At 63.5% G+C, this 25,656-nt stretch carries 23 protein-coding genes; 9 read left to right on the top strand and 14 right to left on the bottom strand.

What is annotated here, in order from left to right; genetic code table 11:
* Window positions 1-249, top strand: coding sequence for a DUF1059 domain-containing protein (locus BM269_RS15880; protein ID WP_090438576.1), 249 nt, complete (start codon window positions 1-3; stop codon window positions 247-249).
* Here the strand turns inward: BM269_RS15880 and BM269_RS15885 are convergent.
* Complete coding sequence (locus BM269_RS15885; protein ID WP_090438578.1) at window positions 246-1,400, bottom strand: TIGR04552 family protein; 1,155 nt, start codon at window positions 1,398-1,400, stop codon at window positions 246-248. The genes BM269_RS15880 and BM269_RS15885 overlap by 4 nt on opposite strands.
* Before the next feature lie 176 nt (window positions 1,401-1,576).
* Here BM269_RS15885 and BM269_RS15890 point away from each other — a divergent pair, with 176 nt between their 5' ends.
* Entirely contained in the window at window positions 1,577-2,137 is a 561-nt protein-coding gene (locus BM269_RS15890; RefSeq protein ID WP_139232756.1) for a DUF805 domain-containing protein, read from the top strand.
* Window positions 2,138-2,162: 25 nt separating this feature from the next.
* Here BM269_RS15890 and BM269_RS15895 read toward each other — a convergent pair whose 3' ends face one another.
* Genes BM269_RS15895 through BM269_RS15925 form a run of 7 tightly spaced genes read right to left on the bottom strand, consistent with a single transcriptional unit; the run spans window position 2,163 to window position 9,844 of the window.
* Window positions 2,163-3,467, bottom strand: a complete 1,305-nt coding sequence (locus BM269_RS15895) for a DUF58 domain-containing protein (protein ID WP_211482703.1) — start codon at window positions 3,465-3,467, stop codon at window positions 2,163-2,165.
* Entirely contained in the window at window positions 3,467-4,459 is a 993-nt protein-coding gene (locus tag BM269_RS15900) for an AAA family ATPase (protein WP_229204670.1), read from the bottom strand. Before BM269_RS15900 ends, BM269_RS15895 begins: the two co-directional genes overlap by 1 nt.
* Before the next feature lies 1 nt (window position 4,460).
* Window positions 4,461-5,795: a DUF4350 domain-containing protein gene (locus BM269_RS15905; protein ID WP_090438587.1), complete on the bottom strand. Its 1,335-nt coding sequence runs from the start codon at window positions 5,793-5,795 to the stop codon at window positions 4,461-4,463.
* Window positions 5,792-7,384 carry a DUF4129 domain-containing protein gene (locus BM269_RS15910; RefSeq protein WP_090438591.1) on the bottom strand — a complete coding sequence of 531 codons (1,593 nt, stop codon included), beginning with the start codon at window positions 7,382-7,384 and terminating at the stop codon, window positions 5,792-5,794. Before BM269_RS15910 ends, BM269_RS15905 begins: the two co-directional genes overlap by 4 nt.
* Window positions 7,371-8,330, bottom strand: a complete 960-nt coding sequence (locus BM269_RS15915; RefSeq protein ID WP_090438596.1) for a stage II sporulation protein M — start codon at window positions 8,328-8,330, stop codon at window positions 7,371-7,373. The genes BM269_RS15910 and BM269_RS15915 overlap by 14 nt, the downstream gene beginning before the upstream one ends.
* On the bottom strand, window positions 8,327-9,019 hold the full coding sequence (locus BM269_RS15920) for an RDD family protein (RefSeq protein ID WP_090438599.1): 693 nt from the start codon (window positions 9,017-9,019) through the stop codon (window positions 8,327-8,329). Before BM269_RS15920 ends, BM269_RS15915 begins: the two co-directional genes overlap by 4 nt.
* A gap of 39 nt (window positions 9,020-9,058) precedes the next feature.
* Window positions 9,059-9,844, bottom strand: a complete 786-nt coding sequence (locus BM269_RS15925; protein WP_170860393.1) for a substrate-binding periplasmic protein — start codon at window positions 9,842-9,844, stop codon at window positions 9,059-9,061.
* Between the two features lie 163 nt (window positions 9,845-10,007).
* Between BM269_RS15925 and BM269_RS15930 the strand changes: the two genes are divergently transcribed.
* The 5 genes from BM269_RS15930 to BM269_RS15950 all read left to right on the top strand — a co-directional run bounded on the left by BM269_RS15930 (window position 10,008) and on the right by BM269_RS15950 (window position 15,624).
* Window positions 10,008-12,560: a TonB-dependent receptor plug domain-containing protein gene (locus BM269_RS15930; RefSeq protein ID WP_090438605.1), complete on the top strand. Its 2,553-nt coding sequence runs from the start codon at window positions 10,008-10,010 to the stop codon at window positions 12,558-12,560.
* A 148-nt stretch (window positions 12,561-12,708) separates the two neighbouring features.
* Window positions 12,709-13,566, top strand: a complete 858-nt coding sequence (locus BM269_RS15935; protein ID WP_170860394.1) for a histone methylation protein DOT1-like protein — start codon at window positions 12,709-12,711, stop codon at window positions 13,564-13,566.
* A gap of 1 nt (window position 13,567) precedes the next feature.
* On the top strand, window positions 13,568-14,404 hold the full coding sequence (locus BM269_RS15940) for a GNAT family N-acetyltransferase (protein WP_229204671.1): 837 nt from the start codon (window positions 13,568-13,570) through the stop codon (window positions 14,402-14,404).
* Window positions 14,405-14,767: 363 nt separating this feature from the next.
* The gene (locus BM269_RS15945; protein WP_090438611.1) at window positions 14,768-14,950 is read left to right on the top strand and encodes a hypothetical protein; all 183 of its coding nucleotides are present in this window, start codon (window positions 14,768-14,770) and stop codon (window positions 14,948-14,950) included.
* 62 nt (window positions 14,951-15,012) lie between these two features.
* Window positions 15,013-15,624: a DUF1579 domain-containing protein gene (locus BM269_RS15950; protein ID WP_139232757.1), complete on the top strand. Its 612-nt coding sequence runs from the start codon at window positions 15,013-15,015 to the stop codon at window positions 15,622-15,624.
* A 38-nt stretch (window positions 15,625-15,662) separates the two neighbouring features.
* Here the strand turns inward: BM269_RS15950 and BM269_RS15955 are convergent, their stop codons facing one another.
* From BM269_RS15955 to BM269_RS15965, 3 genes are all read right to left on the bottom strand, one after another.
* On the bottom strand, window positions 15,663-16,031 hold the full coding sequence (locus BM269_RS15955; RefSeq protein WP_090438617.1) for a VOC family protein: 369 nt from the start codon (window positions 16,029-16,031) through the stop codon (window positions 15,663-15,665).
* 204 nt (window positions 16,032-16,235) lie between these two features.
* Window positions 16,236-17,843 (bottom strand): methyl-accepting chemotaxis protein, encoded by a 1,608-nt coding sequence (locus BM269_RS15960; RefSeq protein ID WP_229204672.1) that lies wholly within the window; start codon window positions 17,841-17,843, stop codon window positions 16,236-16,238.
* Between the two features lie 104 nt (window positions 17,844-17,947).
* The gene (locus BM269_RS15965) at window positions 17,948-19,600 is read right to left on the bottom strand and encodes a M28 family metallopeptidase (protein WP_090438623.1); all 1,653 of its coding nucleotides are present in this window, start codon (window positions 19,598-19,600) and stop codon (window positions 17,948-17,950) included.
* A gap of 176 nt (window positions 19,601-19,776) precedes the next feature.
* On the opposite strand from BM269_RS15965, the gene BM269_RS15970 reads away from it, so the two are divergent.
* Window positions 19,777-21,801 carry a M13 family metallopeptidase gene (locus BM269_RS15970; protein ID WP_090438627.1) on the top strand — a complete coding sequence of 675 codons (2,025 nt, stop codon included), beginning with the start codon at window positions 19,777-19,779 and terminating at the stop codon, window positions 21,799-21,801.
* Between the two features lie 97 nt (window positions 21,802-21,898).
* Here BM269_RS15970 and yegQ read toward each other — a convergent pair whose 3' ends face one another.
* The 3 genes from yegQ to BM269_RS15985 all read right to left on the bottom strand — a co-directional run bounded on the left by yegQ (window position 21,899) and on the right by BM269_RS15985 (window position 24,588).
* Window positions 21,899-23,194: a prephenate-dependent tRNA uridine(34) hydroxylase TrhP gene (yegQ, locus tag BM269_RS15975; protein ID WP_170860395.1), complete on the bottom strand. Its 1,296-nt coding sequence runs from the start codon at window positions 23,192-23,194 to the stop codon at window positions 21,899-21,901.
* Between the two features lie 69 nt (window positions 23,195-23,263).
* Window positions 23,264-24,034, bottom strand: coding sequence for a ParA family protein (locus BM269_RS15980; protein ID WP_090438630.1), 771 nt, complete (start codon window positions 24,032-24,034; stop codon window positions 23,264-23,266).
* A gap of 68 nt (window positions 24,035-24,102) precedes the next feature.
* Window positions 24,103-24,588, bottom strand: coding sequence for a hypothetical protein (locus BM269_RS15985; protein WP_090438632.1), 486 nt, complete (start codon window positions 24,586-24,588; stop codon window positions 24,103-24,105).
* 115 nt (window positions 24,589-24,703) lie between these two features.
* Here BM269_RS15985 and BM269_RS15990 point away from each other — a divergent pair, with 115 nt between their 5' ends.
* Entirely contained in the window at window positions 24,704-25,642 is a 939-nt protein-coding gene (locus BM269_RS15990) for an MYG1 family protein (RefSeq protein WP_090438635.1), read from the top strand.
* Window positions 25,643-25,656: the final 14 nt, after the last annotated feature.

Below are 25,656 nucleotides of genomic sequence, written 5' to 3' on the forward strand. Positions count from 1 at the left end.
ATGACCCGCAAATATATCGACTGCCGCGAATTCCCCAGCGATGCGAAATGCAGCGTCGCCATCTCGGCAGACAATGAAGACGAATTGCTGGAGGTGGCCGTCCAGCACGCAGTCTCGGTCCACAAGCATGCGGATAGCCCTGAATTGCGCAGCGCCATCCGTGGCATGATCCACGAGGGAACGCCGCCTGAGCATGCGATGCCGCCGGGCGCCACGAGCGGTGCGCCGGAAGGCGTCCGGACCCACTAGGCCGCGCGCGTTGCCGGCTGGGTGTCGAGATAACGCAGCAGGTCGCGTCCCAGGACGCGCAGGCGCGCGGTGTCGACCTGGCGTTTCTTGTAGGCGTCATGGCTGGCTGGACCTTCCAGGGTACGGCTATGGCTGGCCTTGTCCATCAACTGGATTTCGTACTCGAAGAAGAAGCCGACGTCGTAGTCGGGTCCGCTGGCTGCCGGGTCGTCCGGCGGCAAATGGATCATCTTGCGCACCGTGACCTGGATGCTGCTGAAGCCGGCGCCGCTGTGCGGGTTGTCGGCACGGGTTTGCGGTGAAGAGATCGCCATCAGTTCCGCGTCCATCTTTTCCAGCAGGTCGGCAGGGTAGCCCTCGGCCGCTTCCAGCATGCAGCGGTACTGGGTGAAGATTTCCTTTGCTGCTTCCATGTCGAGCAGGGTATTGCGCGTGCGCTGGGAATCGACGTTGGTGACCGAGATCAGGTGCGCGCGCTGCAGTGTGCGCAAGGCGAGCAAGCATTCGAATCGGGTGTTGAAGATCAGCCGCACGCCGAGGTGGTCGAAGATGTCGGCTGCCAGGTAGGCTGCCTTTTGCAGCAGCTTGAGCAGGATACTGCCGCGGCTTTTGTTGTTTTTGCGGTCAAAATGCAGCAAGGGGAGGCAAATTTCGCCATCGCTCAAATAAAACTGTCCGTCTTCCTGGTGGATCACCTCGTCCAGGCTGGCGAAGACTTGCTGGCGGATGGTGTTGAAATAGCGCAGCTTGAGGTTGTTATCGATGTAGAAGATGCCGTGCATGACTTTCAGCACGGCGCAGGACCACATGCGCCGCAGCTCGACTTGTTCGTTGCCGTGCAGGGAGGCGAAGACCAGCAGATCGAGCGGGTCGTCCGGTACCCGCACTTCAGGCGGGACCAAGGCCGCCTGCCCAGGCGCCAGGAAGTTGCTGCAGATGAAATCCAGCGCCTCGCCATGGGCGTGAGCGATCACTTCGCGGGCGTGCGGGTTATCGATGTCGAAGCCGTATTCGCGCACGAACTGGTGCGCGTCATGCTGGTTGCGCAGGGCCAGTCCGCCGAGGTCGATGGCCGACACGCCGGAGGCGATGGCATTCAGGTAGGTCCAGTTCAGGGAAAATTTTCCCTGGCACTTGAGAGAGGGATGCATGGCGGCGTTTTGTGTATTGTGCAACCGTCCAGTCTTTAAAGAAAGTATCGCAGCCGCGCGAACAAGCCGCAAGCCAGGTGTTGTATTGAATTCGGCCTTGTGCCTTAGTAAAAAAGTAATGTAAGATTTTCTTGGTGGTAACTTTAATAACGAATTAATACCTTTTAGGAGCAACCGTGAGTAATCCATATTCGATGCCGCAATCCGAGCTGACCGAACGCGTCAGCGACGAGACTTATATGCCGAAGTTCTTTTCCCTCAGTGGCCGTATTGGCCGTGTGCGCTACTGGGCCTTCAGTATGGGTGCCGGGCTGTTGATGATACCGATCATGATCCTGACGATGGGCCTTGGCGCGCTGACCGGCGCCGTGGCCGGTGCCGGTGTCGAGGGCGGCGCCAGCGGCGGGGTGCTGGGCGCCGTAGTCGCCTATGGCCTGTCGTTTGCAATCACCTTGGTACTGGCGCGCCGTCGCCTGAATGACCTGGGCAAATCCGGCTGGCTGGGCTTACTTATGCTGGTACCGCTGGTGAACATTTTCATGGCCCTTTGGCTGCTGTTTGGCCCGGGCGACGCGCAGGCCAACGAATACGGCCCACCGCCAGCTTCGAACTCGACCTTCCTGAAAGTAGTCGCCTGGGTGGTGCCTGTGCTCTTCTTCGGTATCCTTTTCGCCACGGCCATTCCGGCCTACCAGGCGTATACCGAGAAGGCGCGCGCTGCGCAGATGGGCGAGTAAGCGCCGTATAGCCCAGAAGCAGGCTTTACAGCGCTCCGCTTTCTTTGATATCGAGGTAGCGGTTCAGCAGGGCGCCGGCCAACTGGTCCGGCGCGACGTCGACCAGGTGGCCGGAACGCAGGCCCAGGCGGCGGATGGCTTCCTGGCGCTGTTGCAGGTAATGCTCGCTGGCTGCCAGGCGCAGGGCGTCGTCGAAGCCTTGCACCGGCGCCGTGCTGGCGGCGTCCAGCGCGCGCTCGCGCAAGCTGGCGCACAGCACCAGGTGGCGTGAGGACAGCAGGTCGACGGCCTGGCGCAAGGCCACGTCGTCTTCATCGCGCACGTTGGTCACCAGCACCACGAAGGCGCGCCGGTTCAGGCGGTTCAGCAGGTCGTTGGCCGCGCGCAGGTAGTCGGGCGCGGCTTCACCCGGCTGCAGGTCGTACACCCCGGCCAGCATGCGGTCCAGCCCGATGCGCCCCTTGGCCGGCTGCAGCCAGCGGTTGTCCACCCCAAAACTCATCAAACCCACCGCGTCGCCCTGCTTGCCGGCCACGAAGGCCAGCGTCAGCACGGCGTACAGCGCGTGGTCGAAATGGCTGGTGTCGTCGTCGCGCGCCAGCATGCGGCGGCCGGTATCGAGCAGGAACACCACCTGCTGGTCGCGTTCGAGCTGGTACTCGCGGCTGATCGGCTTGCGGTGGCGTGCGGTGGCTTTCCAGTCGATCGAGCGCAGGCTGTCGCCGCGCCGGTATTCGCGCAGTTGGCGGAAGTCGGTGCCTTCGCCGCGCTGGCGCTTGACCAGCGAGCCGGCGGTTGGCGCCTGGCGGTCGGTGGCTCGCAGGGCCTGGCCCAGCAGGCGCGCCACGTCGGGGAATACTTTCGCGGTCTGCTGCGGGCCGATGCGGTGCGTCGCCTGCCACAAGCCGAGCGGGCCGGCCACGCGCAGCCATGGCGTGCCGAAGGCGCCGTCGCCCCGTTCCTGCGGGCGCACGCGGTAGGTCAGCGTGGAAAAGGCGCCGGGCGCCAGCCGCGTTGCGTGCGGCATGCCTTCCAGTTCCCAGGCTGTCGGGTAATCGTCGAACACGTCGAGCCGCAATGCGGAATGGCCGTCGTTGTGCAGGGTCAGGCGCACGTCCTGCCAAGCGCCGACCGGCAGTACGCCTGCCATGCTGCGCTCCGCGCGCAGGGCCGGGCGGCGGCGCGCCAGCAGTGCATCGGCGCCGGCGGCCAGCAGCAGGGCGCCGCCCAGCACCTGCCACGGCGCCTGCAGCACCGGCCACACGCTGGCCGGCACGCCCAGCGCGGTCAGGCCCAGCAGGGCCTGGAACATGCGGCGGGTTGGCTTCATCAGTTGCGCGGCGCGGCGACCGAGTCGATCAGCGCTGCCAGGATGTCGTCCGCACCCAGGCCATCGAGTTCGCTTTCCGGCGACAGGGCGATGCGGTGGCGCAGCACCGGCAGGCTGGCCTGCTTGATGTCGTCCGGGGTGGCGTAGTCGCGGCCTGCCATCAGGGCCATGGCGCGCGCCAGGCGGATCAGGGCGATGCTGCCGCGCGGGCCGGCGCCGACCGACACGCCGGGCCATTGGCGGGTTGCGCGCGCCATGCGCACCGCATAGTTGGCGACGGCTTCGTCGACGCGGATGCGGGCCACCAGCTGCTGCAGCGCGAGCAGGATCTCCGGCTTGATCAGGGTGCGTACCTGGGCCACTTCCAGCGCATCGCCGACGCGGTCCTGCGTCACGGCCAGCAGCATCGCGGTTTCCTCCTGCTCGCTTGGATAGGCGATGCGCGCCTTGATCAGGAAACGGTCAAGCTGGGCTTCCGGCAGCGGGTAGGTGCCTTCGCTTTCCAGCGGGTTCTGGGTGGCCAGCACCATGAAGGGGGCCTCCAGCGTGTGCGCCTCGCCTTCGATGGTGACCTGGCGCTCCTGCATGGCTTCCAGCAGGGCGGACTGGGTCTTGGCCGGTGCGCGGTTGATCTCGTCTGCCAGCAGCAGGTGGGTGAACACCGGCCCCTTGCGGACGCTGAAGGTTTGCTGGCGCTGGTCGAACACGGCGTGGCCCATCACGTCGGCCGGCATCAGGTCGGGCGTGAACTGGATACGCGAAAATTCGCCGGCAAAGGTCTTGGCCAGCGCCTTGACCAGCAGGGTCTTGCCCAGGCCAGGCACGCCTTCCAGCAGCACGTGGCCGCCGGCCAGGCAGCAGGCCAGCACCTGTTCGACCACGGTTTGCTGGCCGACGATGGCGCGGCCGATTTCCTCGCGCAGGCGCTGCACGATGTCGATCGCCTGCGCCAGGCGGTCGGCCGGAATGGCGTTATTGGGTGGGATGGACATGCTATCGCTCATGGTGGGCTCGTAATTGTTGGAGTATTGAAATTTGCCGTGTGAAGTCGGCGGCGCGCTTGGCCGGTGCGCCAAGCAGGGCATCGCTCACTTGCGCTTCCGGCAGCTTGGCCAGGCGTGCCAGGCGGCGTGCGCGTTCGGCTGGACCCAGCGCGTGCAGCTCCGGCAGGCGGCGCAGCAGCTGCTTCTCGGTGCTCTTGCGGACGGCTTCCAGCAGCAGGGCGCGGCCTTGCGGCAAGCGCCACAGCCAGCGGCCGCTGGCCTCGATATGCTCGATCAGGGCGCGCCGGGCGCTGGCCGCTTCCGGCAGCAGCGGGCCGAAGCGGCGCGAGACGCTCCAGGTCCACAGCAGCAGCAGGGCGGCCAGGCCCAGCACGACCAGGCGGCCGTGCTGCCACAGCCAGGCGGCCCAGCCCACCGGCTCGCTGTGCTGCACCAGCATGACTTGTGCATGGGGGCCGCTCTGCCCGGCCAGCAACAGCAGCAGCTCGCCGTGGTCGAACTGGCGCAGCATGTCGTTGTCGAAGTAGCTGTCGCCGGCATCGACGGCCACCATCGCGACCTTGCCGCGGCCTTCGCCATACACCAGCACGGCCAGTTCGTAGGTGTCGCCCCACAGCGGTTGCGGGCCCTTGCCTTCGAAACGCTGCAAGGTGTCGGACGGGCGGGCCAGCTCGATGGTGTTGGCGGCGCCGGGCGCGTTCAGGCAGACCAGGCGCGGCGGGCTATCGGGCTCCTGGGCCTGGCCGGGCTGGTCTTCCTCGTCTTGCGGCGCTTCCGGCTCCGCGTGCTCCTCGCCGCCCTCGGCGGCCCGCATGAGCCGGTCGGCTGCGCGCTTGGCGCGGCGCCTGGACTCCAGCGGGTCGAGGCGGCAGGTATCGTCGATCCGGTTGCGCCCCGACATCGCCACGCCGAAGTGCTTGCCCAACGGGTCGGTCGATTGGTCGAAGTCGGCTTCCGGGCCGCTGTCGTCGTCGGTGTCGCCGACCCAGTCGGGCGTCATGATCAGGGTGTTGCCGCGGCGCACCCAGTCCAGCAGCAGCTTGGCCTGACGCTCGTCCGGCGGGCGCGCATAGCGCGACAGCAGCATCACGCCGTCCGGCAGCTGGTTCAGCAGCTGGTAGCTGAGCACGGGCTCGACCCGTACCGTATGCCCGCGCGCTTCCAGCAGCCGGGTTGCCGCCAGCATGGGGTTCTTGGCCTGCGCCTCGGAAACGTGGTACTGGCCGCGCCATACCTTGTGGAAGTACAGATGCCATAGCTCGTAGCCGGCGCCGGCCAACAGCACGGCAACGATGGCGATGATGATCGAATGGCTGCGCTTCATGCTGCCTCGCGATCGAAGTGGGCCTGCCAGCGCGTGCACAGCGCAGCCACGGTTTCAGCAGCCGGCCAGCGCGCGCCATAGGCGGCATTCAGCCACAGCGTGGTGGCCTGGTCGGCCAGCGCCAGGCCGTCGCCATCGAGGGCGCCGGCGGCGTGCGCACTGCGCGCCTGGGCCAGGCATTCGCCTTCGGTTGCACCGTGGTGCAAGGTGAGCGACTGGCGGCTGACCAGGCGCGACAGCGTGGCGCGGTAGAGCAGCGCCAGCGCGGCGCGCTGCTGCCCTTGCTGCCACAGCGCGCGCACGGCGCCGGCCACGTCGGCCGGCAAGCTCTCTTCGCGGATATCGAGGCCGCCCACTTCGGTGGCCAGCCTGGGCGCGGGCGTTGGCGCGAAATTCAAGCGTAACGGCGCGGCATAGCGCCACAACAACCAGGCCACCAGCACGATGGCGCCGCCGATCAGGGCAACCTTGAACAGGCCCGCCAGGATGGCAGCCATCCAGCGCGGGATCAGCGGGGCGGATTTCGGTTTTTCCTTGTCCTTTTCCTGGTCCAGTGGCGTGCGCAGTTCCCATACTTCGCCGCAGCGATAGCCGCGCAAGTCTTCGTGGGCGAAAACCTGCTCGAGCTGGCGGCGCAGCGCGGCCTGTTGCGGCGACTGGTCGGGCCCGCGGCCGCTGTCCTCTTGCTTGAGCCCTTTCGGCGGCTCGCAATCGGTCACCACCGGCTTTGCGCCGGCGGCCTGCGGGGCAGCCTGCACCGGCGGCGGCATGCCGAGCAAGGCCATGGCCAACAGCGGCGCCGCCATCAGCACGGCGGCAACCTGGCGCGCCGCCGCTGGACGCGCCGGGGCGCGCACCTGGCGCAGCACGATTTCGATGTCCCAGGCTTCCAGCGTGGCGCGGCGGTTCAGGTAGAGCGTGAAGGTGCAGGCCGTGTAGACCGGACCGATGATGGCGCAGGCCAGGCACCACGCGGCGGTGCCCAGTGCCGCCTGCAACGCGCCCTGGTCGGTCAGGCCGAGCAAGGCAAAGGGATTGGGCGATTCGCCCGGCATGAACAGGCCGGCCAGGGCCAGCATGCCGAACATCAGCACGGCTTCGAAGGTGGCGCAGGTGCTGCCGAACAGCAGGGCGGCGCCGCCGGTGCCGTTGCGCGCGATGGTGGCGCGGCGCGCGGTGGCGGTCTTGCCGCGGGCCCGTTCCAGCACCCACACCGGCTGGTGCAGGCCGCGTCCGGCCATGAAGGGCCGCCACCAGGTCAGCATGCGGAACCAGCCGCCACCGAGCTCGCGCGGCCAGGCACGCAAGGCATCGCGCCAGCCGGCCTGTTCGCCGAATACCTGGCGCGCCAGCACGTACAGCGGCGCGCGTTCCAGCAAGGGACGCAGCCACCACGGCAGCAGCCAGCCCAGGGCCAGGTCGGGGTTGTACCAGCTGATCAGGACGGCCAGCGCCGACAGCGGCAGCCACAGGGCCAGCCAGGCCCGCCATACGTCGGCGCCGCCCGCATGCAGCAGGGCGAAACCGAGGTCCAGGCCTTGCGCGTTGCTGCGCGGGCGCAAATCAAGGCGCAGCTTATCGAGTTGCATGCACGCCTTTCTCGCGGCCGGCGAAACCGAAGAACAGGAATACCAGGGCCCAGCACACGGCACCGACGCTGTACTTGACGGCTGGCGCGAAGGCGCTGGCCGACCAGAACGCTTCGAAGAAGGCCGCCAGTACGGTCAGCAGGGCGGCACCCGCCACCACCGGGTACATCTGGACGCTGGCTTCCTGCAGCGCGCGGCGCCGGCTCAGGCGGCCCGGCTTGACCAGCGCCATGCCAAGGCGCACGCCGGCCACGCCGGACAGCACCAGGCCGGTCAGCTCAAAGCTGGAATGGGTCACCACGAAGGACCAGAAGTTGCCGCGGGTCGCCGGGTCGAGGCTGAGCCAGGCGGCCACCACGCCCATCTTCATGCCATTGAACAGTACGCTCAGCAAGGCCGGCACGCCGCCGAAGATGCCGCTGGCGAAAGTGCGGAAGCCGATCGAGACGTTGTTCCAGATATAGTGGCCGAACATCTGCAGGTCGCCTTCGCTGCCGCCGCGGCCGGTCTTCACGCTGGAAGGCGAATACATCTGGTGCATGCGCGTCAGCTCTTCCGGCGACGCAAACATGAAGGCATTGTGCGAGTCCTGCCATACCAGCGCGCCAATGGCGAGGGCCGGCCCGAGCAGGCAAAGCAGCACCACCAGCAGCAGCTTCCATTCGGCGCGCACGCGGCGCGGCAGGTCGGCGCGCAGCCATTGCAGCAGCACGGTCGGGCGTTCCGCCGCCACGCCATACAGCGCGTGATGGCAGCGCGCCACCAGGCCGTGCAGGTAGGACACCAGTTGCGGCGAGTAGCCGCGCTGGCTGGCCAGGGCCAGGCACTGGCACAGGCGGCGGTATTGTGCCGGCAGGGCTTCGCGGCCGTCGGCGCGCTTGGCCAGCAGGGTGTCGATCTCGCTCCACAGCGGACCGTAGGCGGCTTCGAATTGTGCTTGCTTCATCGTACCAATCCTGCGGCCATGCCGCGCAAGCGTTCCAGCGACGCCTCGCCTTGTCGCCCGGTCAGCGGTTCGGCAATATCGGCCAGTTCCAGCATGCGCCCGTGCGGCAGCCGGCTTTCGCGCGCGAACAGGTCGGCCAGGGTGCGCTGCTGCTCCGGCGTCAGCGGGAAGGGCAGCGGCAACGGGGCCGCATCGGCCACCGCAATGCGCTTGGGCGGCTTGTCGCGGTACACCACCTGGGTGCCTGCCACAATGTCGCCCAGGCGGCGGAAATGGCGGTCGCACAGCATGGACAGCAGGCCGGAGGCGTAGCACAGCGGCAGGAAGTCGGCCACCATCAGCAGGTTGCGCAACACCGATTCGCGCCAGCGCACCGGCAGCCCGTCCGCACGCAGCACTTGCAGGCCGAGCACCTGCTTGCCCAGGGTGCGGCCGCCGGCGTACACCTCGCACAGCACCGGGTAGGCCCAGTAGGCGAAGAAAAACAACAGGGCCGTCACGCCGTTGAACAGTTTTTCGGAGGGGATGATGGCGCCGAGGACCGAAATCAGGACGCTGGCGCCAAAGCCCCAGGCCGCAAAATCGATGGCCCATGCGTAAGCGCGTACTACCGGACCGGCAGGAACAAGCTGCAAACGCACGCCTTCGGGGGTGATCAGGGACAGGCGTCCATCGAGGAGGAAATTCATGCCATTTATTTAACCATAAAACTTTCCTCAATGGAAATGTTAATGGAAATGTTTTACCCCTGCGGCCTCCTCGATTTGCCGGTAATCGCGTGTCTGGCGCACGCTGCCGATGGCTTGCCAGATCGCTTCGACCCGTTGCGGATCGCGCTGGTAGACGCCGCGCCCGACCATCAGGTACAGGTTGACGGTGGAGTAGGGCAGCTCGGCCTGCTGGACCTTGCCCTTGAAACGGGGATCTTCGTGGGCCAGCTTGCTGGCCTCCAGCCCCTGCAGGATGGCGACATCAAAGCTGCCTTTGCTCAGCATGCGCAGGGCATCGGCAGCCGACTTCACGGTGTCATGGGGGATATAGCCTTTTTCGCGCAACTGCTGCGCCACCAGGTAGCCGGTCTGCACGATGACAACCTTGCCGGGCGCCAGCAATTCCTGGCCGTCCCAGCTCCCGTTGCCGCCCACGCGCAGAAATACCAGGGCCGCATCTTCAAATAATGCGCGGCCTGGATCTTCGCGCCCATCGGGTAATTGGGGAATACGCGACCAGGCGCGGCGGTCGATTGCATCTGCTGCACCAACGACTGCATCCACCTGGCCAAGTTTTAATTCATTTAAGCAACGCTTCCATGGTTTCGGTGAATAAATAAATTGTTCATTAAGGAGTAATTCAACTCGCTTCAATAATTCAAAATTCAGGCCTTTGCCGTCGGGAGTGCTCCAGGGCCGCTGGTCGACGTCTTCAAAGCACAGGCGCAGCGGCGGCGCTTTCGCGGCATGGGCAGCCATGCCGCTCAACAGTGCCAGCAGCACGCAGAGGCTTTTGTAGCTCATGGCATAAAGATTATCACGGCGCATTTATGTTCCGTGCGGCTTCATAAAAAAGATCCATACATGTTGTATTTGCGCATGTATAACTGGAAATAATAGACGGATGAAAATGTTGCATATAAATTCTCCCTAGTTTTTTTAAAATCTGTATGGAAGAGAGAAATACATGAATAAACATTTTCCGATTGCAGCATTAATGCTGTCCGCCAGCCCGTTTGTGCTGCTGGGCCAAGCCCACGCACAAGCACAGGACGCTGCCCCTATCCAGGCGCAGCAGGCTGCCGACACTACCACCGACGAGATCCAGAAGGTGGTGATTGTTTCGACCGGTAGCCGCGGTTCGCAACGCACCATGGTGGATACACCGGTGCCGGTCGACGTGCTGAGCTCGCGCGAGCTGACCAAGACCGGCCAGGTCACCCTCGACAAGTCGATGCAGTTCCGCGTCCCTTCCTTCAACACCGTACAGACCCCGGTCAATGACGCGACCTCCCTGCTGGACCCCTACGAAATCCGGAATATGGGCCCAAGCCGCGTGCTGATCCTGATCAACGGCAAGCGCAAGAACATGAGCTCGCTGGTCTACACCCAGACCTCGCCAGGCCGCGGTGAATCCGGTTCCGATATTTCCGCCATCCCGGCCGACGCCATCAAACGCATTGAAGTGCTGCGCGACGGCGCGTCGGCGCAATACGGCTCCGACGCGATTGCCGGCGTGGTCAACATCATCCTGAAGGACAATGCCGCAGGCGGTTCCGTGACCGCGCGTGCCGGCATCACCCACGAACACGATGGCGGCATGGGCGGCGTGAGTCTCAACCAGGGCTTCGCACTGGGTGGCGACCGTGGCTTCTTTAACTACACCATCGATGCCTCGCGCGTGAACCTGTCCAGCCGTTCCGGCGTGGTCAGTGCCGCCGGCGAAGCGGGCGACTTCGGTGCACCGCTGTCGGAAGTACAGGCATTCCTGTCGAAGTATCCCGATGCGCGCAACGTCAACGGCTCGCCGAAGACCAAGGCTTACAAAGGTCTGTTCAATACACGCTACGATATCGGCGAAGGCGTCGCGATCTATGCCAACGCTGCGTACGTGAACAAGAAGATCAACTCCTTCGCCAACTACCGCACCCCTTACTGGCGTCCGACCGACTACGGCCTGCTGCACCCTGCCGGCACACCGTACGAGGGTTACCAGCCAACCTTCGACGGCACGCTGGATGACTACAATGCGACCGGCGGCGTGAAGATGGACCTGGCGGGCTGGAATGCGGACTTCAGCCTGACCTACGGTGGCAACAAGCAGAAATACGACGTGGACCATTCGGTCAATCGCAGCATGGAAGATGCTGTTCTCGCCGGTACCAGTACCGAACACTCGCCGACCCACTTCTATGCCGGCGGCGTGGAGTTCCAGCATTACGTGTTCAACGGCGACATCTCCAAACAGCTGACCGATACCGTCAACTTCTACGCCGGCACCGAACTGCGCCACGAGAAATTCGAAGTGAAGGCGGGCGAGCGGGCATCGTGGCAGGGCACCGGCGCCGACTCCTTTGCGGGCAACCACCCGGACAACTCCTTCCCATCCTCGCGCTCCAACTACGGTGTGTATGCCGGTTCGACCTGGGACATCAACAAGGACTTGCTGCTCGATGGCACGGGCCGCTGGGAAAAATATACCGACTTCGGCTCCGCATTCGTGTGGAAGCTGTCCACTCGCTACAAGGCGAACGACTGGGTGACGCTGCGCGCATCGGCATCGAAGGGCTTCCGCGCTCCTTCCCTGGCTCAGATCTATACCCAGAAAGCGCAGTATTCCTTCGTGCCTGGCGGTGGTATCCAGGTGTCGGGCCTGGTGAACAACGTCTCGGCACAGGCTGCTGCGCTGGGCGTGCCGAAGCTGAAGGCTGAAAAGTCCGATAACATCACCCTGGGCCTGGGCCTGAAGCCGGATGAAAACACCAGCGCCACCCTGGACTACTACAATATCAAGGTGAAGGACCGCATCGTGCTGGGCAAGGAAATCGTGCCGACCGGCGATCCTGCCCAGCAGCTGGACCAGATCCTGGCAGCGAACGGCATCGTTTCCGTCAGCTTCTTCGTCAATGCGGTGAAGACCCGCACCGAGGGCCTGGACTACGTGCTGTCGCGCAAGAACATCCCGCTGGCCGATGGCAAGCTGACCCTGAACCTGTCCGGCAACTACACGCACAAGAACGAGCGTGATGGCGCGGTCAAGAATCCTCCGATCGTGGCTAACGCCGGCCAGTCCGTACTGGATGCAACGCAGGAAGCGCTGATGTTCACTTCGCGTCCGAAGTTCAAGACCATCCTCGGTGCAGACTGGGACTACCAGAAGTTGAACCTGTCGGTCAACAACACTGTGTTCGGCCCGACCCGCTTCCGCCAGGCCGGCCTGAACGCCAACCTGGAAACCAAGTTCAAGACCAAGAACGTCACCGACTTCGCCCTCAACTACAACCTGATGCCGAACATGACGCTGTCGTTCAACGTCAACAACGTGTTCAACACCACGCCTGAGTGGGAATTCAAGGCACTGAATGCCGATGGCCAGAAGATCATCGACGATCCGAACCAGAAAGCCATCCAGCGCAACCTGATCACTTTCAACGGCCGCTACGACATGGTGACTTACGATGGTTCGCACTTCAGCCAGCTGGGCCGCACCTACGCGGCGTCGTTGAACTACCGCTTCTAAACTGCTACCCGTTTGATACGGAAACCGCCCCTCGGGGCGGTTTTTTATTGTAAAGTGGGTAATCCAACCGGTGGGGGAAACCATGCTCTCGATGCGGCGGGCGATCACGAATGGTGCGCAGCACGTAAGGCCCGTTATTGACGATGCAGTGCTTGCCCGTTACGTCGAGATCGGCCTGGCGGTGCGCGAAGCGTTCCGCCAGCCGGCGTTGCGCGAAGGTTTCATCGCGCGCCTGAAGCCGCACCGGCGCCTGATTGCCGGCTGCGTACCGGCCGGCATACAAGCGCATGGCATGCTGCCGGAGCGCGCTCCTTCCCATGGCCTTGACGAGATCTCCGACGCGGACCTGGCGCAATGGCTGGTCGACGATGGGCGCCTGATCTATGGTGAATTCACAGAGCAGGAGCTCGATCACTACTTCGAGGCGGTGGCGCCGTGGCTGCCCTTGCACGGCCACTTCATCGATCTTGGCAGCGGACTGGGTAAGGTCGTCTTGAGCGCGGCACTGGCCTTGCCCGGCATGCGCTGCACCGGCGTAGAGCTGCTTGGGTACCGCAATGATATGGCGCAGATGCGGCTGGCGCAGATGCTGGCCGCCGGCGTAGCGGAAAATCCCGCGGCCGCGGCCAGGGTTGCCGCCCGTGTGCGCCTGGTACATCAGGATATGTTCGATGCCAATGTCTCCGACGCGAGCATGGTCTATATCTACAGCACCTGTTTCGCGCCGATGATGGACCGCTTGGCCGACAAGTTGGCGAGGGAGCTGCCGGAGGGCGCTTTGGTCACCACGGTCACGTTCCCTATGGCGCACCCGGCCTTCGAGCTGGTGCAGCAGTTCGCGCCGCCGAGTGTGGCGTGGACCTCGGTGTACCTGTATCGCCGGCGCAGTGCGCTGGATGCGGGAGCGCCATCGGCGCCCAGCTATCTTTACGAGCAGGATTGCGCTGCCTGGGAATATGCGGTGCGGGCCGCATTTGCGGCTTATGATTCGTCTCATGGAAATTGAAATGCAAATTCGCGCTATGACCTTGCCCGAGCTGGAAATGGTGCTCGATTGGGCTGCGGCGGAAGGATGGAATCCTGGCCTGCAGGATGCGGCCAGTTTTTATGCGGCCGACCCGGGCGGCTTCCTGCTTGGCACGATCGACGGTGAGCCGGTTGCCAGTATTTTCGCGGTGCGCTACGGAGCCGGCTTCGGCTTCATAGGCGGCTATATCGTGCGGCGCGAGTTCCGCGGCCAAGGCTATGGCATGGAAATCTGGCGCGCCGGCGTGGCGCGGCTGGCAGGGCGCAATGTAGGGCTGGACGGTGTGCCGGCGCAGCAGGCCAACTACGCTCGCGCCGGCTTCAAACTGGCGCATCGCAACGCGCGTTATGAAGGCCGGGGCAGCGACATTCCTACTGCCGACCGCGTACTGCCTTTGGGGCAACAGGATATCGATGAAGTGTTGGCGTATGATCGCGACTTCTTCCCCGACAACCGTGAACAATTCATGCGCTGCTGGTTGCAGCAGGCTGGCAGCGTGGCATTCGGCGTGCGCGATACTGCCGGCGTGCTGCTTGGTTATGCGGTGCTGCGCCCCTGTCGCGCGGGCTTCAAGATTGGCCCGCTCTGTACCGGGTCGTCGGAGGTGGCCGAGGAATTGATGCAGGCCCTGTGCGGCCGGGTGCCGGCGGGCGAACCGGTTTACCTCGATGTGCCGGAGCCGAATGCCGCTGCGGTGGCGCTGGCCGAGCGGCATGGCATGCATGCCTGCTTCGAGACGGCTCGCATGTACACGGGCGACGACCCAGGATTGCCGCTGGCGCGGCAGTACGGCATCACGACGTTTGAACTGGGCTGAAAGTAGTGCTTGACCCTGACGAGGTCCTGTTCTATCGGGAGATGGACGGACCGCTGGCCGCCATCTTCGACAACATCCACCCCGACCCCGCGCCTTTTATAGTCGAAGCCGTGAGCAGCTACGCCGCTTAAACACTTCACTTGCCCCAACGCAAAACGCGCCACATCGGCGGGCGCTACTCTCCCTGTTGTGCCAACCGACCGGCCGAACGTTGAGCGGAGGGGTTTCATTGGCTGACGTCATGTGGGACATCCGATGCAAGGGCTTGTACCGACCCGGGTTGGCGGAGACCATGCGTCGTAATCCGGTGATCTGTGATACGAGGATGATAGGGCGCATTGTTTACCGAGCGAGGATGATTCGATGATGAAAGATCAGGTCTTGCTTTTATTTTCCGGTATTGCCTGCGCGTTTGGAGCATGGGCATTCTGGCACTATTTGGATGCGGACGCGGTAGTTGCGTTGACGACGCTTGCCTTGGTGGCGGCTGTGGCTGATAACCTGCGTTTGCGCCGCAAGTTGCGCGAAACCGAGCGGCGCGGTTGACAGGGCTGCGCGGCGGCGCGGAGAATGGCCTCTCCACAACCCTGCTGGATAAGGAGGAAGTCATGAAGCTTCGTCGTGTCGCGCAGTACCTGGTTGTTGTTGCGGGATTCACCCTGGCCGGCGCCGCCGTCAGCGCTGCGCCGGATAAGAAGAAGGCCGCTGCGCCGCCTGATGAAAAGGCGGCGATGGAGGCGATGAATAAAGCCGCCACGCCCGGCGAGGCACACAAGAAACTCGAGGCGTTGGCCGGCAGGTTCACGGTCAAGACGAAAATGTGGATGGACCCATCCAAACCGCCTGAGGAAAGCGATGGCTCCACGGAGCGCAAGTGGATTATGGGTAACCGTTACCTGCAGGAGAACTACCAGGGAAAATTCATGGGCCAGCCTTTCGACGGCATGGGCGTGCAGGGTTACGATAACGTGACGAAGAAGTACTTCGGTAGCTGGATCGATTCCGGCAGCACCGGCATGACCCTGGCGCATGGCAGCTTGAATGGCAACACCATCAAGTACAAGGGCATGATGTCCGACCCGATGAGCGGCAAGGAAGTCCCTTATACGATGAGCGTAGCCATCACCGACAACGACAACCACAAGCTGGAAATGTGGGGGCCGGGGCCGAATGGCAAGGACATGAAGTGGATGGAGATGAGCTACACCCGCGTCAAGTGAACGAGGGGCCCCGGCAAGGGGCCCGCAGCACGCCGGTCTTAGGTATCCCGCGCCGGCGTGCGCTGCGCGACTTCCAGCAAGATTCCCCAATCGCTGCGGCAGTAGAAACCGGGTCCGCCGCGCATCTCCTGCACCGGGGAAAGCCCCGTCACGCCAGCGGCCTGAAGTTCGGCATGCTTGGCGCCGACTTTGCCGGCATCGTCGACGAGGAAGCCAATATGAAACGTCTTGGGATAGCTGGGCTCCTCGTGACGCGTGAGCACGAGTACCACACCGCCTTCGCCGGCCAGTATGGCCATGCCGTGGTTGCCTTTGGTCTGCAGCAGGGCGAAGCCGAAATGGCGGGTCAGGAAAGCGCAAGCCGCAGCCACATCGGGCACGGACAGGTCGAGGTGATTCAATTGCATGATGACTCCAAAGTTGGTGGGCCCAACGGGAGTGCCTGAGGATCGATCGGCCACGCCCCGACGAGCCCGAGACGCAATGCGCCGGGATCGTCGTGGGTTCTCATGCAAGACTGCACATGGAGCAGAGCTCTCCGGGGAGGAGAGGGACCGGGCTTACCTTGAACCGGTCCTGCCTTTTTCGACAGGCCGGATCATATCATGGGATCAGCTGCGGCCAAGGCGCGGCATGCGGCGTCCCGCTGCGGCCGGCGCATCGGCGTCGACGCGGAACACGCCGACCGCCTGCAACAGCGCCGCCGACTGTTGCTGCATGCTGGCCGCAGCAGCGGCAGCCTGTTCGACCAGCGCCGCATTCTGCTGCGTCACCGCATCCATCTGCGAAATCGCTTCGTTGACCTGGGCGATGCCGGCGCTTTGCTCATTGCTGGCGGTGCTGATCTCGTTGATGACCTGGCGCACGCGGTGCACACTCTCCACCACTTCCTGCATGGTGCTGCCGGCCTGCGCCACCAGCGAGTTGCCGACGCCGACGGTTTCCACGGAGGCGCCGATCAGGTCCTTGATTTCCTTGGCCGCGGCCGCGCTGCGCTGCGCCAGGTTGCGCACTTCCGAGGCCACGACCGCAAAACCGCGGCCCTGTTCACCGGCACGCGCCGCTTCCACCGCCGCATTCAGCGCCAGGATATTGGTCTGGAATGCGATGCCATCGATCACGCTGATGATGTCGACGATCTTGCGCGAGGAGCTATCGATGGAGGCCATGGTTTCAACCACCTGGGACACCACGGCGCCGCCTTTCTGCGCCACTTCCGAGGCGTTGGCTGCCAACTCGTTGGCGGTGCGCGCATTGTCGGCATTCTGGCGCACGGTGGAGGTCAGCTCTTCCATCGATGCGGCGGTTTCCTCCAGCGAGCTGGCCTGGCTTTCGGTGCGGGCCGACAGGTCGCTGTTGCCGGCCGCGATCTCGCTCGACGCGGTGGCGATGGTATCGGTGGCAGTGCGCACCGAACTGACGATGCGCGCCAGGTCGTCGCGCATGCCCTTCAGCGCATTGAGCATGCTGCCGCTGTCGTCGCGCTTGACGTCGATCGGCACGGTCAGGTCGCCGCCGGCAATGCTGCGCGCGATCGACGAAGCGTAATCCGGTTCGCCGCCCAACTGGCGCAGCATGCCGCGTGCGATGAATAAGCCGATGCCGAGCAGCACGGCGGCCAGTACGACCGCGCCTGCGGCGAAGGTGACGGCGCGTCCGCGTACGGTGGCGTCGACGGTGTCGACGTAGACGCCGGAGCCCAGGATCCAGCCCCAAGGCTCAAAGCCTTTGACGTAGGAGACCTTTTGCACCGGCTTGTCGCTGCCCGGTTTCGGCCACATGTAATCGACCGGGCCGGCGCCCGCTTTCTTGACCATGTTGACGAATTCGACGAACAGGTGCTTGCCGGTCGGGTCCTTGTTGGCGCTGAGGTCCTTGTTGTCGAGCTCAGGCTTGATTGGATGCATGATCATCTTCGGCTGCATGTCGTTGAGCCAAAAATATTCGTTGTTGCCATATCGCAACACCTTGATCGCATCCATGGCCTTCTTCTGGGCTTCCGCGCGGGGCAGGGTGCCGCTGGCTTCCTGCTTTTGGTAGTAGTCGAGCACACCATAAGCCGTTTCGACGGCCTGCCGCACATTGCTGGTTCTTTCCTCAAGGATGAGGGTGCGCTCGGAAATCAGGAAGATGGCGGTAAGGATGATGATGCCGAGGATGGCGCTGGCATTCAGCACAGCGAGTTTCTTGGCAATGCTCATCGACTGCGTGAAGTTCATGGTTTGTCTCCGACTAAAGCAATCTTTTTTGTAAGTCCAGCATGGCACGCCTCGCAGAAAAAGAAAAGGCCCTCCGTGGAGGGCCTTGAACCGGATTGGTGTTCTTATTTGGAGCGTTTTGCCGCGCTCTGGTCACGAATCGTGCGGAACTCGGAGTCGCTCGACCAGTTCGGCCATTCCTTCGATTCGGCCAGGTCGCGGCCCAGGCTATACAGCACGCCCAGGTCGCGCGCCATGCCGGTGAATGGCCACTTGGCATCCCATTCGTCCGAAGGCTGGTGGTAGTTGTTGGTGGTATAGGCTTCCTGTGCTGCCTTGCCTGCCGCCACGCCGCCTTGTTCCCAGTCTTCGCCGGAGTCAAGCGAGAATGCCGGCACGCCGCGCTTGGCCATCGGGAAGTGGTCGGAGCGGAAGAAGTAGCCCGCTTCGGTGTGCGGGTCAGGCATGTAGCTGACGTTGATGGCCTTGAACCTGGCGACCAGCATATCGAGCAGGTCCAGCTTGGCGCTGCCGGAAATGGTGAAGTTGCGCGCCGGACCGTATGGGCTCAGTGCATCCATATTGATCATGCCGACCGTGGTGGCCAGCGGGTAGACCGGGTTCGATGCGTAGTACTCGGAACCGAGCAAGCCTTTTTCTTCAGCCGTCACGGCCAGGAACACCACGCTGCGCTTGGGCGCCGGTGCCTTGCCGTAGGCGCGGCCCAATTCCAGCAAGGCAGCGATGCCGGTGCCGTTGTCGATGGCGCCGTTGTAGATCTTGTCGCCCTTCGCATCAGGCAGGCCGACCCCGAGGTGGTCCCAGTGGCCGCTGTAAATCACGGTCTCCTGCGGCGCCGCGGTGCCTTCGCGCACCGCCACCACGTTCTTGGACTTGATCACTTGGGCGTCCACCGCGTAGTGGGCCGACAGGCTGACGCCTTTCAATTCCACCGGCTTGAACTCGCGCGTTTGCGCCTGCTTCTTGAGCGCGTCGAAATCGAGGCCGGCGCGCTTGAACAGGTCGGCCGCCACGTCGCGCTGGATCCATGCTTCCATCGGCGCGTGCGACTTGCCCGGCTCCTTGCGCACGATGTCGTACATCACATTGGTGTTGGAGTTCTTCACCGTTGCCCAGCCATAGGATGCAGGCGCGGTTTCGTGCACGATCAGGGTGCCGATTGCGCCCTGGCGTGCCATCTCTTCGTATTTGTAGGTCCAGCGGCCGTAGTAGGTCATGGCCTTGCCGCCGAATTCGCCTGCGCCGGTTTCGAAGTCCGGATCGTTGATCAGCACCACGGCCAGCTTGCCCTTCAGGTTCACGCCCTTGAAGTCGCTCCACTTGCGCTCTGGCGCGGTCACGCCGTAACCGACGAACACCAGCGGGGCCTTGTCGAAATCGACGCGCTTGGCGCCATTCATCGCGGCGCGCACCGCCAGTTGCTCGCCTTGCGCGAACGGGATGTCGTTCTTGCCGGCGTGCGCGTTCAGCACCACCGGGCCCTTGATTTCAAAGCGGCCCAGCGGCACTTCCTGGTACCAGCTGCGCTTGCCCTTCACCAGGTCGCCGCCCGGCTTCAGGCCGGCCGCCTCGAACTGCTTGGCGATGAATTCAACGGTCTTTACTTCGCCGGCGGTGTTCGGGCCGCGGCCTTCGAATGCGTCGGATGCCAAAGTTTCAACGTCCTGCGACAGGCGCTGCGGATCGATCTTCGGCACGTCCTGCGCTTGTGCTGCGACTGCAGCCAGCAGTACGGTGGCCAGCATGGAATGTTTCACTGCTTACCTCCTGGTTGGGGTGAATGGATCTAAAACCCGGCAAGTATCGGCCTTGGAGCGCCGCAGGTCAAATGTGGACTCCTTATGTAACTTAGTGTTGCTCCACACGCTGCAACGGCCACGCGCGGGGCAGGCTGCGGCATACTGCCGGAAGCATTTTTCACCGGAGTCATTACATGAAACGCACTATTCTCGGCAGCCTGGTTGTTGGCCTGGCATGTTCGCATGCATGGGCGGCGGAGCTGAGCTCGGGCATCGACGCCGCCGGCATCGACCAGCAGGTCCGCGCGCAGGATGATTTTTTCCGCTACTCCCAAGGCAAGTGGCTGAGCGGTGTCGAGATCCCGGCCGATCGATCGAGCTGGGGTGCGTTCAACGTGGCGCAGGAAAACGTGGAAGGGCAGGTGAAGTCCATCGTCGAAAAGGCCGAACAGGACAGGGCGCGCAAGGCGGGTTCGGATGCGCAGAAGATCGGCGACTACTACGCCAGCTTCATGGATCAAGCGCGCCGCGATGCGCTGGGCCTGAAGCCGCTCAAGCCGGAGCAGGCGCGCATTGCCGCCTTGTCCGGCAAGCGGGGCATCGCCGCGTTGGTAGCACACCTGAACCGCATCGACGCCGGCGGCCCGCTCGATATGAGCGTGCGCCAGGATGCGAAAGATTCGACGCGCTATGTAGTGGGCGTTCGCCAGTCCGGCCTGGGCTTGCCGAACCGGGACTACTTCCTTTCCGATAAGGACACGCGCTTGAGTGATATCCGCGCCAAGTACCAGCAGCACGTGGAAAAGATGCTGGCCTTGGCAGGGCACGCGCAAGCCGCCCAGGAAGCTACGCAGATCGTCGCGTTGGAAACCGAAATCGCCCGCGCCCATTGGTCCGCCGTGGAAAACCGCGATCCGGTAAAAACCTACAACAAGCTGTCGCTGGGCGAACTGAAAGCGCTGATGCCGGGCTTCGACTGGGATGCTTACCTGAAGGGTGTTGGCGTGGCGGGCAAGGTCGATTCTGTAATCGTCAGCCAGCCAAGCTACCTGGCGGCGCTGGACAAACTGATCGAGGCAACGCCGCTTCCGGTGTGGAAGGCCTACTTTGAATTCCACATGATCAGCTCTTTCGCGCCTTACCTGTCGCAGCCTTTGGTCGACGAGAACTTCGCGTTCCGCGGCGCGGTCCTGGCGGGCACCAAGGAAAACCGTCCGCTGCACAAGCGCGCCATCGCGGAAGTGAACCGCGCACTGGGCGAGATGGTGGGCAAGGCTTATGTCAAGGAGTATTTCCCGGCCGAGCGTAAGCAGCAGGTGGCCGAGATGGCGCAGAATTTCGTCGCCGCTTTCCGCGAAGGCATCGATAAGCTGGAGTGGATGAGCCCTGAAACCAGGCTGCAGGCGCAAGCGAAGCTGGCCAAGATCAACGTCAAGATTGGGTATCCGGACAAATGGCGCGATTACGCGAAGCTGATAGTGGCGCGCAACGACTTGGTTGGCAACGTGCTGCGCTCGCGCGAGTTCGCGCACAGCTTCAGCATCGGCAAGCTGGGCAAGCCGGTGGACCGGACGGCATGGAGCATGACGCCGCAAACCGTCAACGCCTACTACAGCCCATCGCTGAACGAAGTAGTGTTCCCGGCGGCGCGCCTGCAGTATCCGCTGTACGACGCCAAGGCTGAACCGGCGGTCAACTATGGCGCGGTCGGCATTTCCATCGGCCATGAGATCAGCCACGCCTTCGACGACAAAGGCTCGCAGTACGATGGCGACGGCAACCTGCGCAACTGGTGGACCAAGGAAGATGGCGAGCAGTTCGCCGCGCGCGGCAAGATGCTGGTGGCGCAGTACAACGGCTACAGCCCGGTGGCGGGCTATCAGGTGAACGGCGAATTGACCCTGGGTGAGAACATCGCAGACAACGCCGGCCTGATCATGGCCACCCGCGCCTACAAGATCCACATGAAAGGACAGCCTGGCCCGGTGATCGACGGCTATACCGCCGAGCAGCGCATCTTCATGGGCATGGCACAGGCGCGCCGCGGCAAGGGCCGCGACGCTTTCCTGATCCAGCAGGTGAAGTCCGACCCGCACTCGCCATCCGAATTCCGCGTGAACGGCAGCCTGAAGAACCACCCGGGCTTCTACGACGCCTTCGGTGTGAAGGAAGGCGACAAGATGTACCTGCCGCCGGCGCAGCGCGTGATCTTTTGGTAGTAGCTCCTGGTTGAAAAGTCGGGGTCAGCTCTGGCAATCGGACATTTTCGCTAGCGAAAATGTCCGATTGCCAGAGCTGACCCCGACTTTTATGTTGCTACAAGTAGCGCGACAACATTGCGCCCTCCAGCCCGGCATCGAGCTGGATGCGCACGATGTGGCCGCTACCTGGCGCGATCGCGATCTCGCTGCCATCGTCCGCCAGCATGCGGGCGATGGTGATATCGCGGTTGCCGCCCGGGTGCATGACTTCAATGCGGTCGCCCACCGCGAAATGATTCTTCACATCGACGCGCGCCCAGCCGCCGTCAATCTCCAATACATCTCCCACATACTGGCTGCGATCGGTTTCCGATACGCCGCGCAGGTAGTTCTGGTGCTCCTGCGTGTGATGGCGCTGGTAAAAGCCGTCGGTGTAGCCGCGGTTGGCCAGGCCCTGGAGCTGGCCGAGCAGGCCCTCGTCGAAGGGGCGGCCGGCTACCGCATCGTCGATGGCTTGACGGTACACCTGCGCCGTGCGCGCCGCGTAATAGGCGGACTTGGTGCGGCCTTCCACCTTCAGCGAAGTGATGCCGATCTTTACCAGCCGCTCGACGTGTTCCACCGCGCGCAAGTCTTTCGAGTTCATGATGTAGGTGCCGTGTTCGTCCTCGAAGATCGGCATCAGTTGGCCGGCACGCCCGGCTTCTTCCAGCAGGTAGGTCTGGTTTGCCAGCGGATGGCGCGGCTGCTGGTGCAGCGCCGAGATATCGCCGGTCGCCTCCTGGCAGCCTTCCCCCACCTTGTAGTCCCAGCGGCAGGCATTGGTGCAGGTGCCCTGGTTGGCGTCGCGGTGATTGAAATAGCCGGACAGCAGGCAACGGCCTGAATATGCCATGCACAGGGCGCCGTGCACGAACACTTCCAGTTCCATGTCCGGGCAGCGCTGGCGGATCTCCTCGATTTCGTCGAGCGACAGTTCGCGCGACAGGATCACGCGCGTCAGCCCCATGCGCTGCCAGAACTTCACATCGGCCCAGTTGACGGCGTTGGCCTGCACCGACAGGTGGACCGGCATGTCGGGCCACTCTTCGCGCACCATCATGATCAGGCCCGGGTCGGCCATGATCAGCGCATCGGGCTGCATGGCGATGACGGGTGCCATATCGCGCAGGTAGGTCTTGAGCTTGGCGTTGTGGGCGAAGATATTACTGGCGACGAAAAACTGCTTGCCGCGTGCGTGGGCGCCATCGATGCCTTCCTGCAGCGCTTGCAGGGTGGAGAAGTCGTTGTTCCGCACGCGCAGGCTGTAGCGCGGCTGGCCCGCATAGACAGCGTCGGCGCCGTAGTCGAAAGCGGCATTCATCTTGGCCAGGGAGCCGGCGGGCAGGAGGAGTTCGGGGGCGGTCAGCATGGCAGGCAAAATCCGCCAGCCTAGCCATGCCGCCGCCGCCCGGCCATGACCTGGATCAAGTTTGGCGCATCAGGCCGGCTGCAGTTCGCCGTACAGGGCGAGGTATTCCTGGCTCAGCTTGTGGCTGCGATCGAGGTGGATCATCGGTAGGTTGCGCTCGTGGGATTCGCGGATGCGGATTGAGCTTGAAAGCTTGTTCTCGAACACCGGCAAGCCTTCTTCCTTGAGCTGGTCCACCATGCGTTGCGGCAGCAGGGCGCGCGGCTGGAACTGGTTGACCACGATGCCTTCGATCTGCAGCTTGGGATTGTGGTCGGCCTTGATCTCCTTGACGTTGTTGACCAGGGTGTACAGCGCCTGGCGCGAGAAGTCGTCGCAGTCGAAGGGGATCAGGCAGCTATCGGCCGCGATCAGGGCAGATTGGGTGAAGAAGTTGTAGGCCGGCGGCGTGTCGACATAGATTTCGTCGTAGGCCTTTTCCAGCTCGCTCAGCGTGTCGCGCAGCTTGTAGATCTTGTGGCGCGATTCCAGCTTCGATTGCAGGTCGCCCAGTTCGGGATGGGCCAGCATGATGGACAGGTTGTCGAACGGCGTGGCGTGCACATAGTCGCCGGCCGGCTTGGCAAATATGCTGTAACTAAGCATTTGCTCGAAATAGGCGCCAAGGGTGGGCGCCAGTCCTGCGGTTGCCGCCCCGAGCAGGTAGCGGCTGCTGTTGCACTGCGGGTCGATATCGATCAAAAGCGTGCGTTTGCCATGGTGCGCCGCAATGGCCGCCAGGTTTACCGCAATGGTCGATTTACCGACGCCGCCCTTCTGGTTGAAGATGACGCGCTTCATTTGCTGGCCCTCGCTGTGGCTAAGATTGCAACGATTCTAGCATGATGCGGCGCAGCAAAAGCAAGCGTTTATGCGGTTTGAACCTTTTGGCAGGAATTCGACTCCATGATGCCGCGCAGGTAGCCGCGGCGGACCTTGCCCGCCAGGATCGCGGTTTGCGCTTTCTTCGATTGGCGCTCTGCGCCGCTAAGCTTGCGCAGCCAGCCGCGGAAAGGAATCGCGCCTTCCACCGTGCGCGCCAGGGCGCCGGTAGCCGCGTTGCCCAAGGCTTCTTTCGAGGCGTCCATATGGCTCTGCTTTTCTTCCGGAACGTCGAGGTCCGGCCCCAGCTCCTCATCGAGATCCGCTACTTGCGCCAGCAAGGCCGGGCAGCTCTTGTCGGCAGGTGCCTTGTACGGATTTCCAATGGCGTCGCGCAGCACGTCCGGAATGTCCACTTTGGCGATATTCAAGTCCCGCAGCGGCGTGGCGCCGATTTCCTGAATGCGATTTTGGTCCTTGGTGGCGCACGCGCTCAGGGCCAGCGCGGCAATGGCCAGTGTCAGTCGTTGCATATCTCTTGCGGTTAAAAAAAATGCAAGTATAACCAAGCCGGCGACATTCGGGGCGAAACGAGTCCGGATCGCGTCACGGTATATCATGACGGTAGTTTCAACGATTGGATTTGGCATGCTCATAGTGACTCACAGCGGCAAGTTCCACGCAGACGATGCGTGGGCGGTCGCTGTCCTGAATGTTTTGTATCCCGGCGCCGACCTCGTCCGCACGCGCGACCAGGCCATCATCGATACCGCTGACTTTGCGGTGGATGTCGGTGGCGTATGGGACCCGGCCGCAGGCCGCTTCGACCACCATCAGAAAGGCTTTGACGTCGCGCGCCAGAGCGGCGTGCCGTACGCCAGCGCTGGGTTGGTGTGGCGCGAATATGGCGCGCGCTGCGTGATGGCACTGGCTTTGGCCCATGCCGGGCAGCAGCTGTCGGAAGCGCAGGGGCGTGAGATCGCGTACGGCATCGATGCGGACGTGGTGCAGTACCTCGACCTGTCGGACGTGGGCGCGGCGAAGAGCGCACCGGGCGGCTATGGCCTGTCGGCCGTGATTTCCGGCTACAACACCAACTGGCTCGATGAGCAAAGGCTGGGCTACGGCGAGCCGACCGAAGCGTTCCGGCTGTCGCAATTCCGCCGTGCGATGGCCGTGCTGACCGATGTGATGGTCAACGCCGTCAAGTATCGGGTCGGGGCCTTGCTGGCATTGGAGCAGGTGCGCCAGGCCGAAGTGCTGGAAGGCGGCAAGGTCCTGTTCCTGAAGAATGGCGCGCTGCCGTGGAGCCAGGTGGTGCGCAAGGAAATGCCGAAAGTGCTGTTCGTGATCAGCTACAGCATTGCCGAGCAACGCCACCTGCTGCATACGGTCCCGGTCAGCACCGAGAGTTTCGACGCGCGGGCCGACTTGCCGGAGGCCTGGGCTGGATTGCGCGACGCCGATCTGGCGGCGGTCACCGGCGTGCCGGACGCCGGCTTTTGCCACAACGGCAGGTTCATCGCCTCCGCCAAATCTTACGAGGGCATCCGCGCCATGGCCAGCCTCGCCCTGAAAGACGCCTAACCCGAAGGGCGAAA

Source organism: Duganella sp. CF458, assembly GCF_900113115.1.
In the GTDB taxonomy this organism is placed as follows: domain Bacteria; phylum Pseudomonadota; class Gammaproteobacteria; order Burkholderiales; family Burkholderiaceae_D; genus Rugamonas.

Coding starts and splice junctions, on each gene's coding strand:
- BM269_RS15880 (WP_090438576.1), top strand. CDS start 1: ATGACCCGCAAATATATCGACTGCCGCGAATTCCCCAGCGATGCGAAA.
- BM269_RS15885 (WP_090438578.1), bottom strand. CDS start 1,400: ATGCATCCCTCTCTCAAGTGCCAGGGAAAATTTTCCCTGAACTGGACC.
- BM269_RS15895 (WP_211482703.1), bottom strand. CDS start 3,467: ATGAAGCCAACCCGCCGCATGTTCCAGGCCCTGCTGGGCCTGACCGCG.
- BM269_RS15900 (WP_229204670.1), bottom strand. CDS start 4,459: ATGTCCATCCCACCCAATAACGCCATTCCGGCCGACCGCCTGGCGCAG.
- BM269_RS15905 (WP_090438587.1), bottom strand. CDS start 5,795: ATGAAGCGCAGCCATTCGATCATCATCGCCATCGTTGCCGTGCTGTTG.
- BM269_RS15910 (WP_090438591.1), bottom strand. CDS start 7,384: ATGCAACTCGATAAGCTGCGCCTTGATTTGCGCCCGCGCAGCAACGCG.
- BM269_RS15915 (WP_090438596.1), bottom strand. CDS start 8,330: ATGAAGCAAGCACAATTCGAAGCCGCCTACGGTCCGCTGTGGAGCGAG.
- BM269_RS15920 (WP_090438599.1), bottom strand. CDS start 9,019: ATGAATTTCCTCCTCGATGGACGCCTGTCCCTGATCACCCCCGAAGGC.
- BM269_RS15925 (WP_170860393.1), bottom strand. CDS start 9,844: ATGAGCTACAAAAGCCTCTGCGTGCTGCTGGCACTGTTGAGCGGCATG.
- BM269_RS15930 (WP_090438605.1), top strand. CDS start 10,008: ATGAATAAACATTTTCCGATTGCAGCATTAATGCTGTCCGCCAGCCCG.
- BM269_RS15940 (WP_229204671.1), top strand. CDS start 13,568: ATGCAAATTCGCGCTATGACCTTGCCCGAGCTGGAAATGGTGCTCGAT.
- BM269_RS15945 (WP_090438611.1), top strand. CDS start 14,768: ATGATGAAAGATCAGGTCTTGCTTTTATTTTCCGGTATTGCCTGCGCG.
- BM269_RS15950 (WP_139232757.1), top strand. CDS start 15,013: ATGAAGCTTCGTCGTGTCGCGCAGTACCTGGTTGTTGTTGCGGGATTC.
- BM269_RS15955 (WP_090438617.1), bottom strand. CDS start 16,031: ATGCAATTGAATCACCTCGACCTGTCCGTGCCCGATGTGGCTGCGGCT.
- BM269_RS15960 (WP_229204672.1), bottom strand. CDS start 17,843: ATGAACTTCACGCAGTCGATGAGCATTGCCAAGAAACTCGCTGTGCTG.
- BM269_RS15970 (WP_090438627.1), top strand. CDS start 19,777: ATGAAACGCACTATTCTCGGCAGCCTGGTTGTTGGCCTGGCATGTTCG.
- yegQ (WP_170860395.1), bottom strand. CDS start 23,194: ATGCTGACCGCCCCCGAACTCCTCCTGCCCGCCGGCTCCCTGGCCAAG.
- BM269_RS15980 (WP_090438630.1), bottom strand. CDS start 24,034: ATGAAGCGCGTCATCTTCAACCAGAAGGGCGGCGTCGGTAAATCGACC.
- BM269_RS15985 (WP_090438632.1), bottom strand. CDS start 24,588: ATGCAACGACTGACACTGGCCATTGCCGCGCTGGCCCTGAGCGCGTGC.
- BM269_RS15990 (WP_090438635.1), top strand. CDS start 24,704: ATGCTCATAGTGACTCACAGCGGCAAGTTCCACGCAGACGATGCGTGG.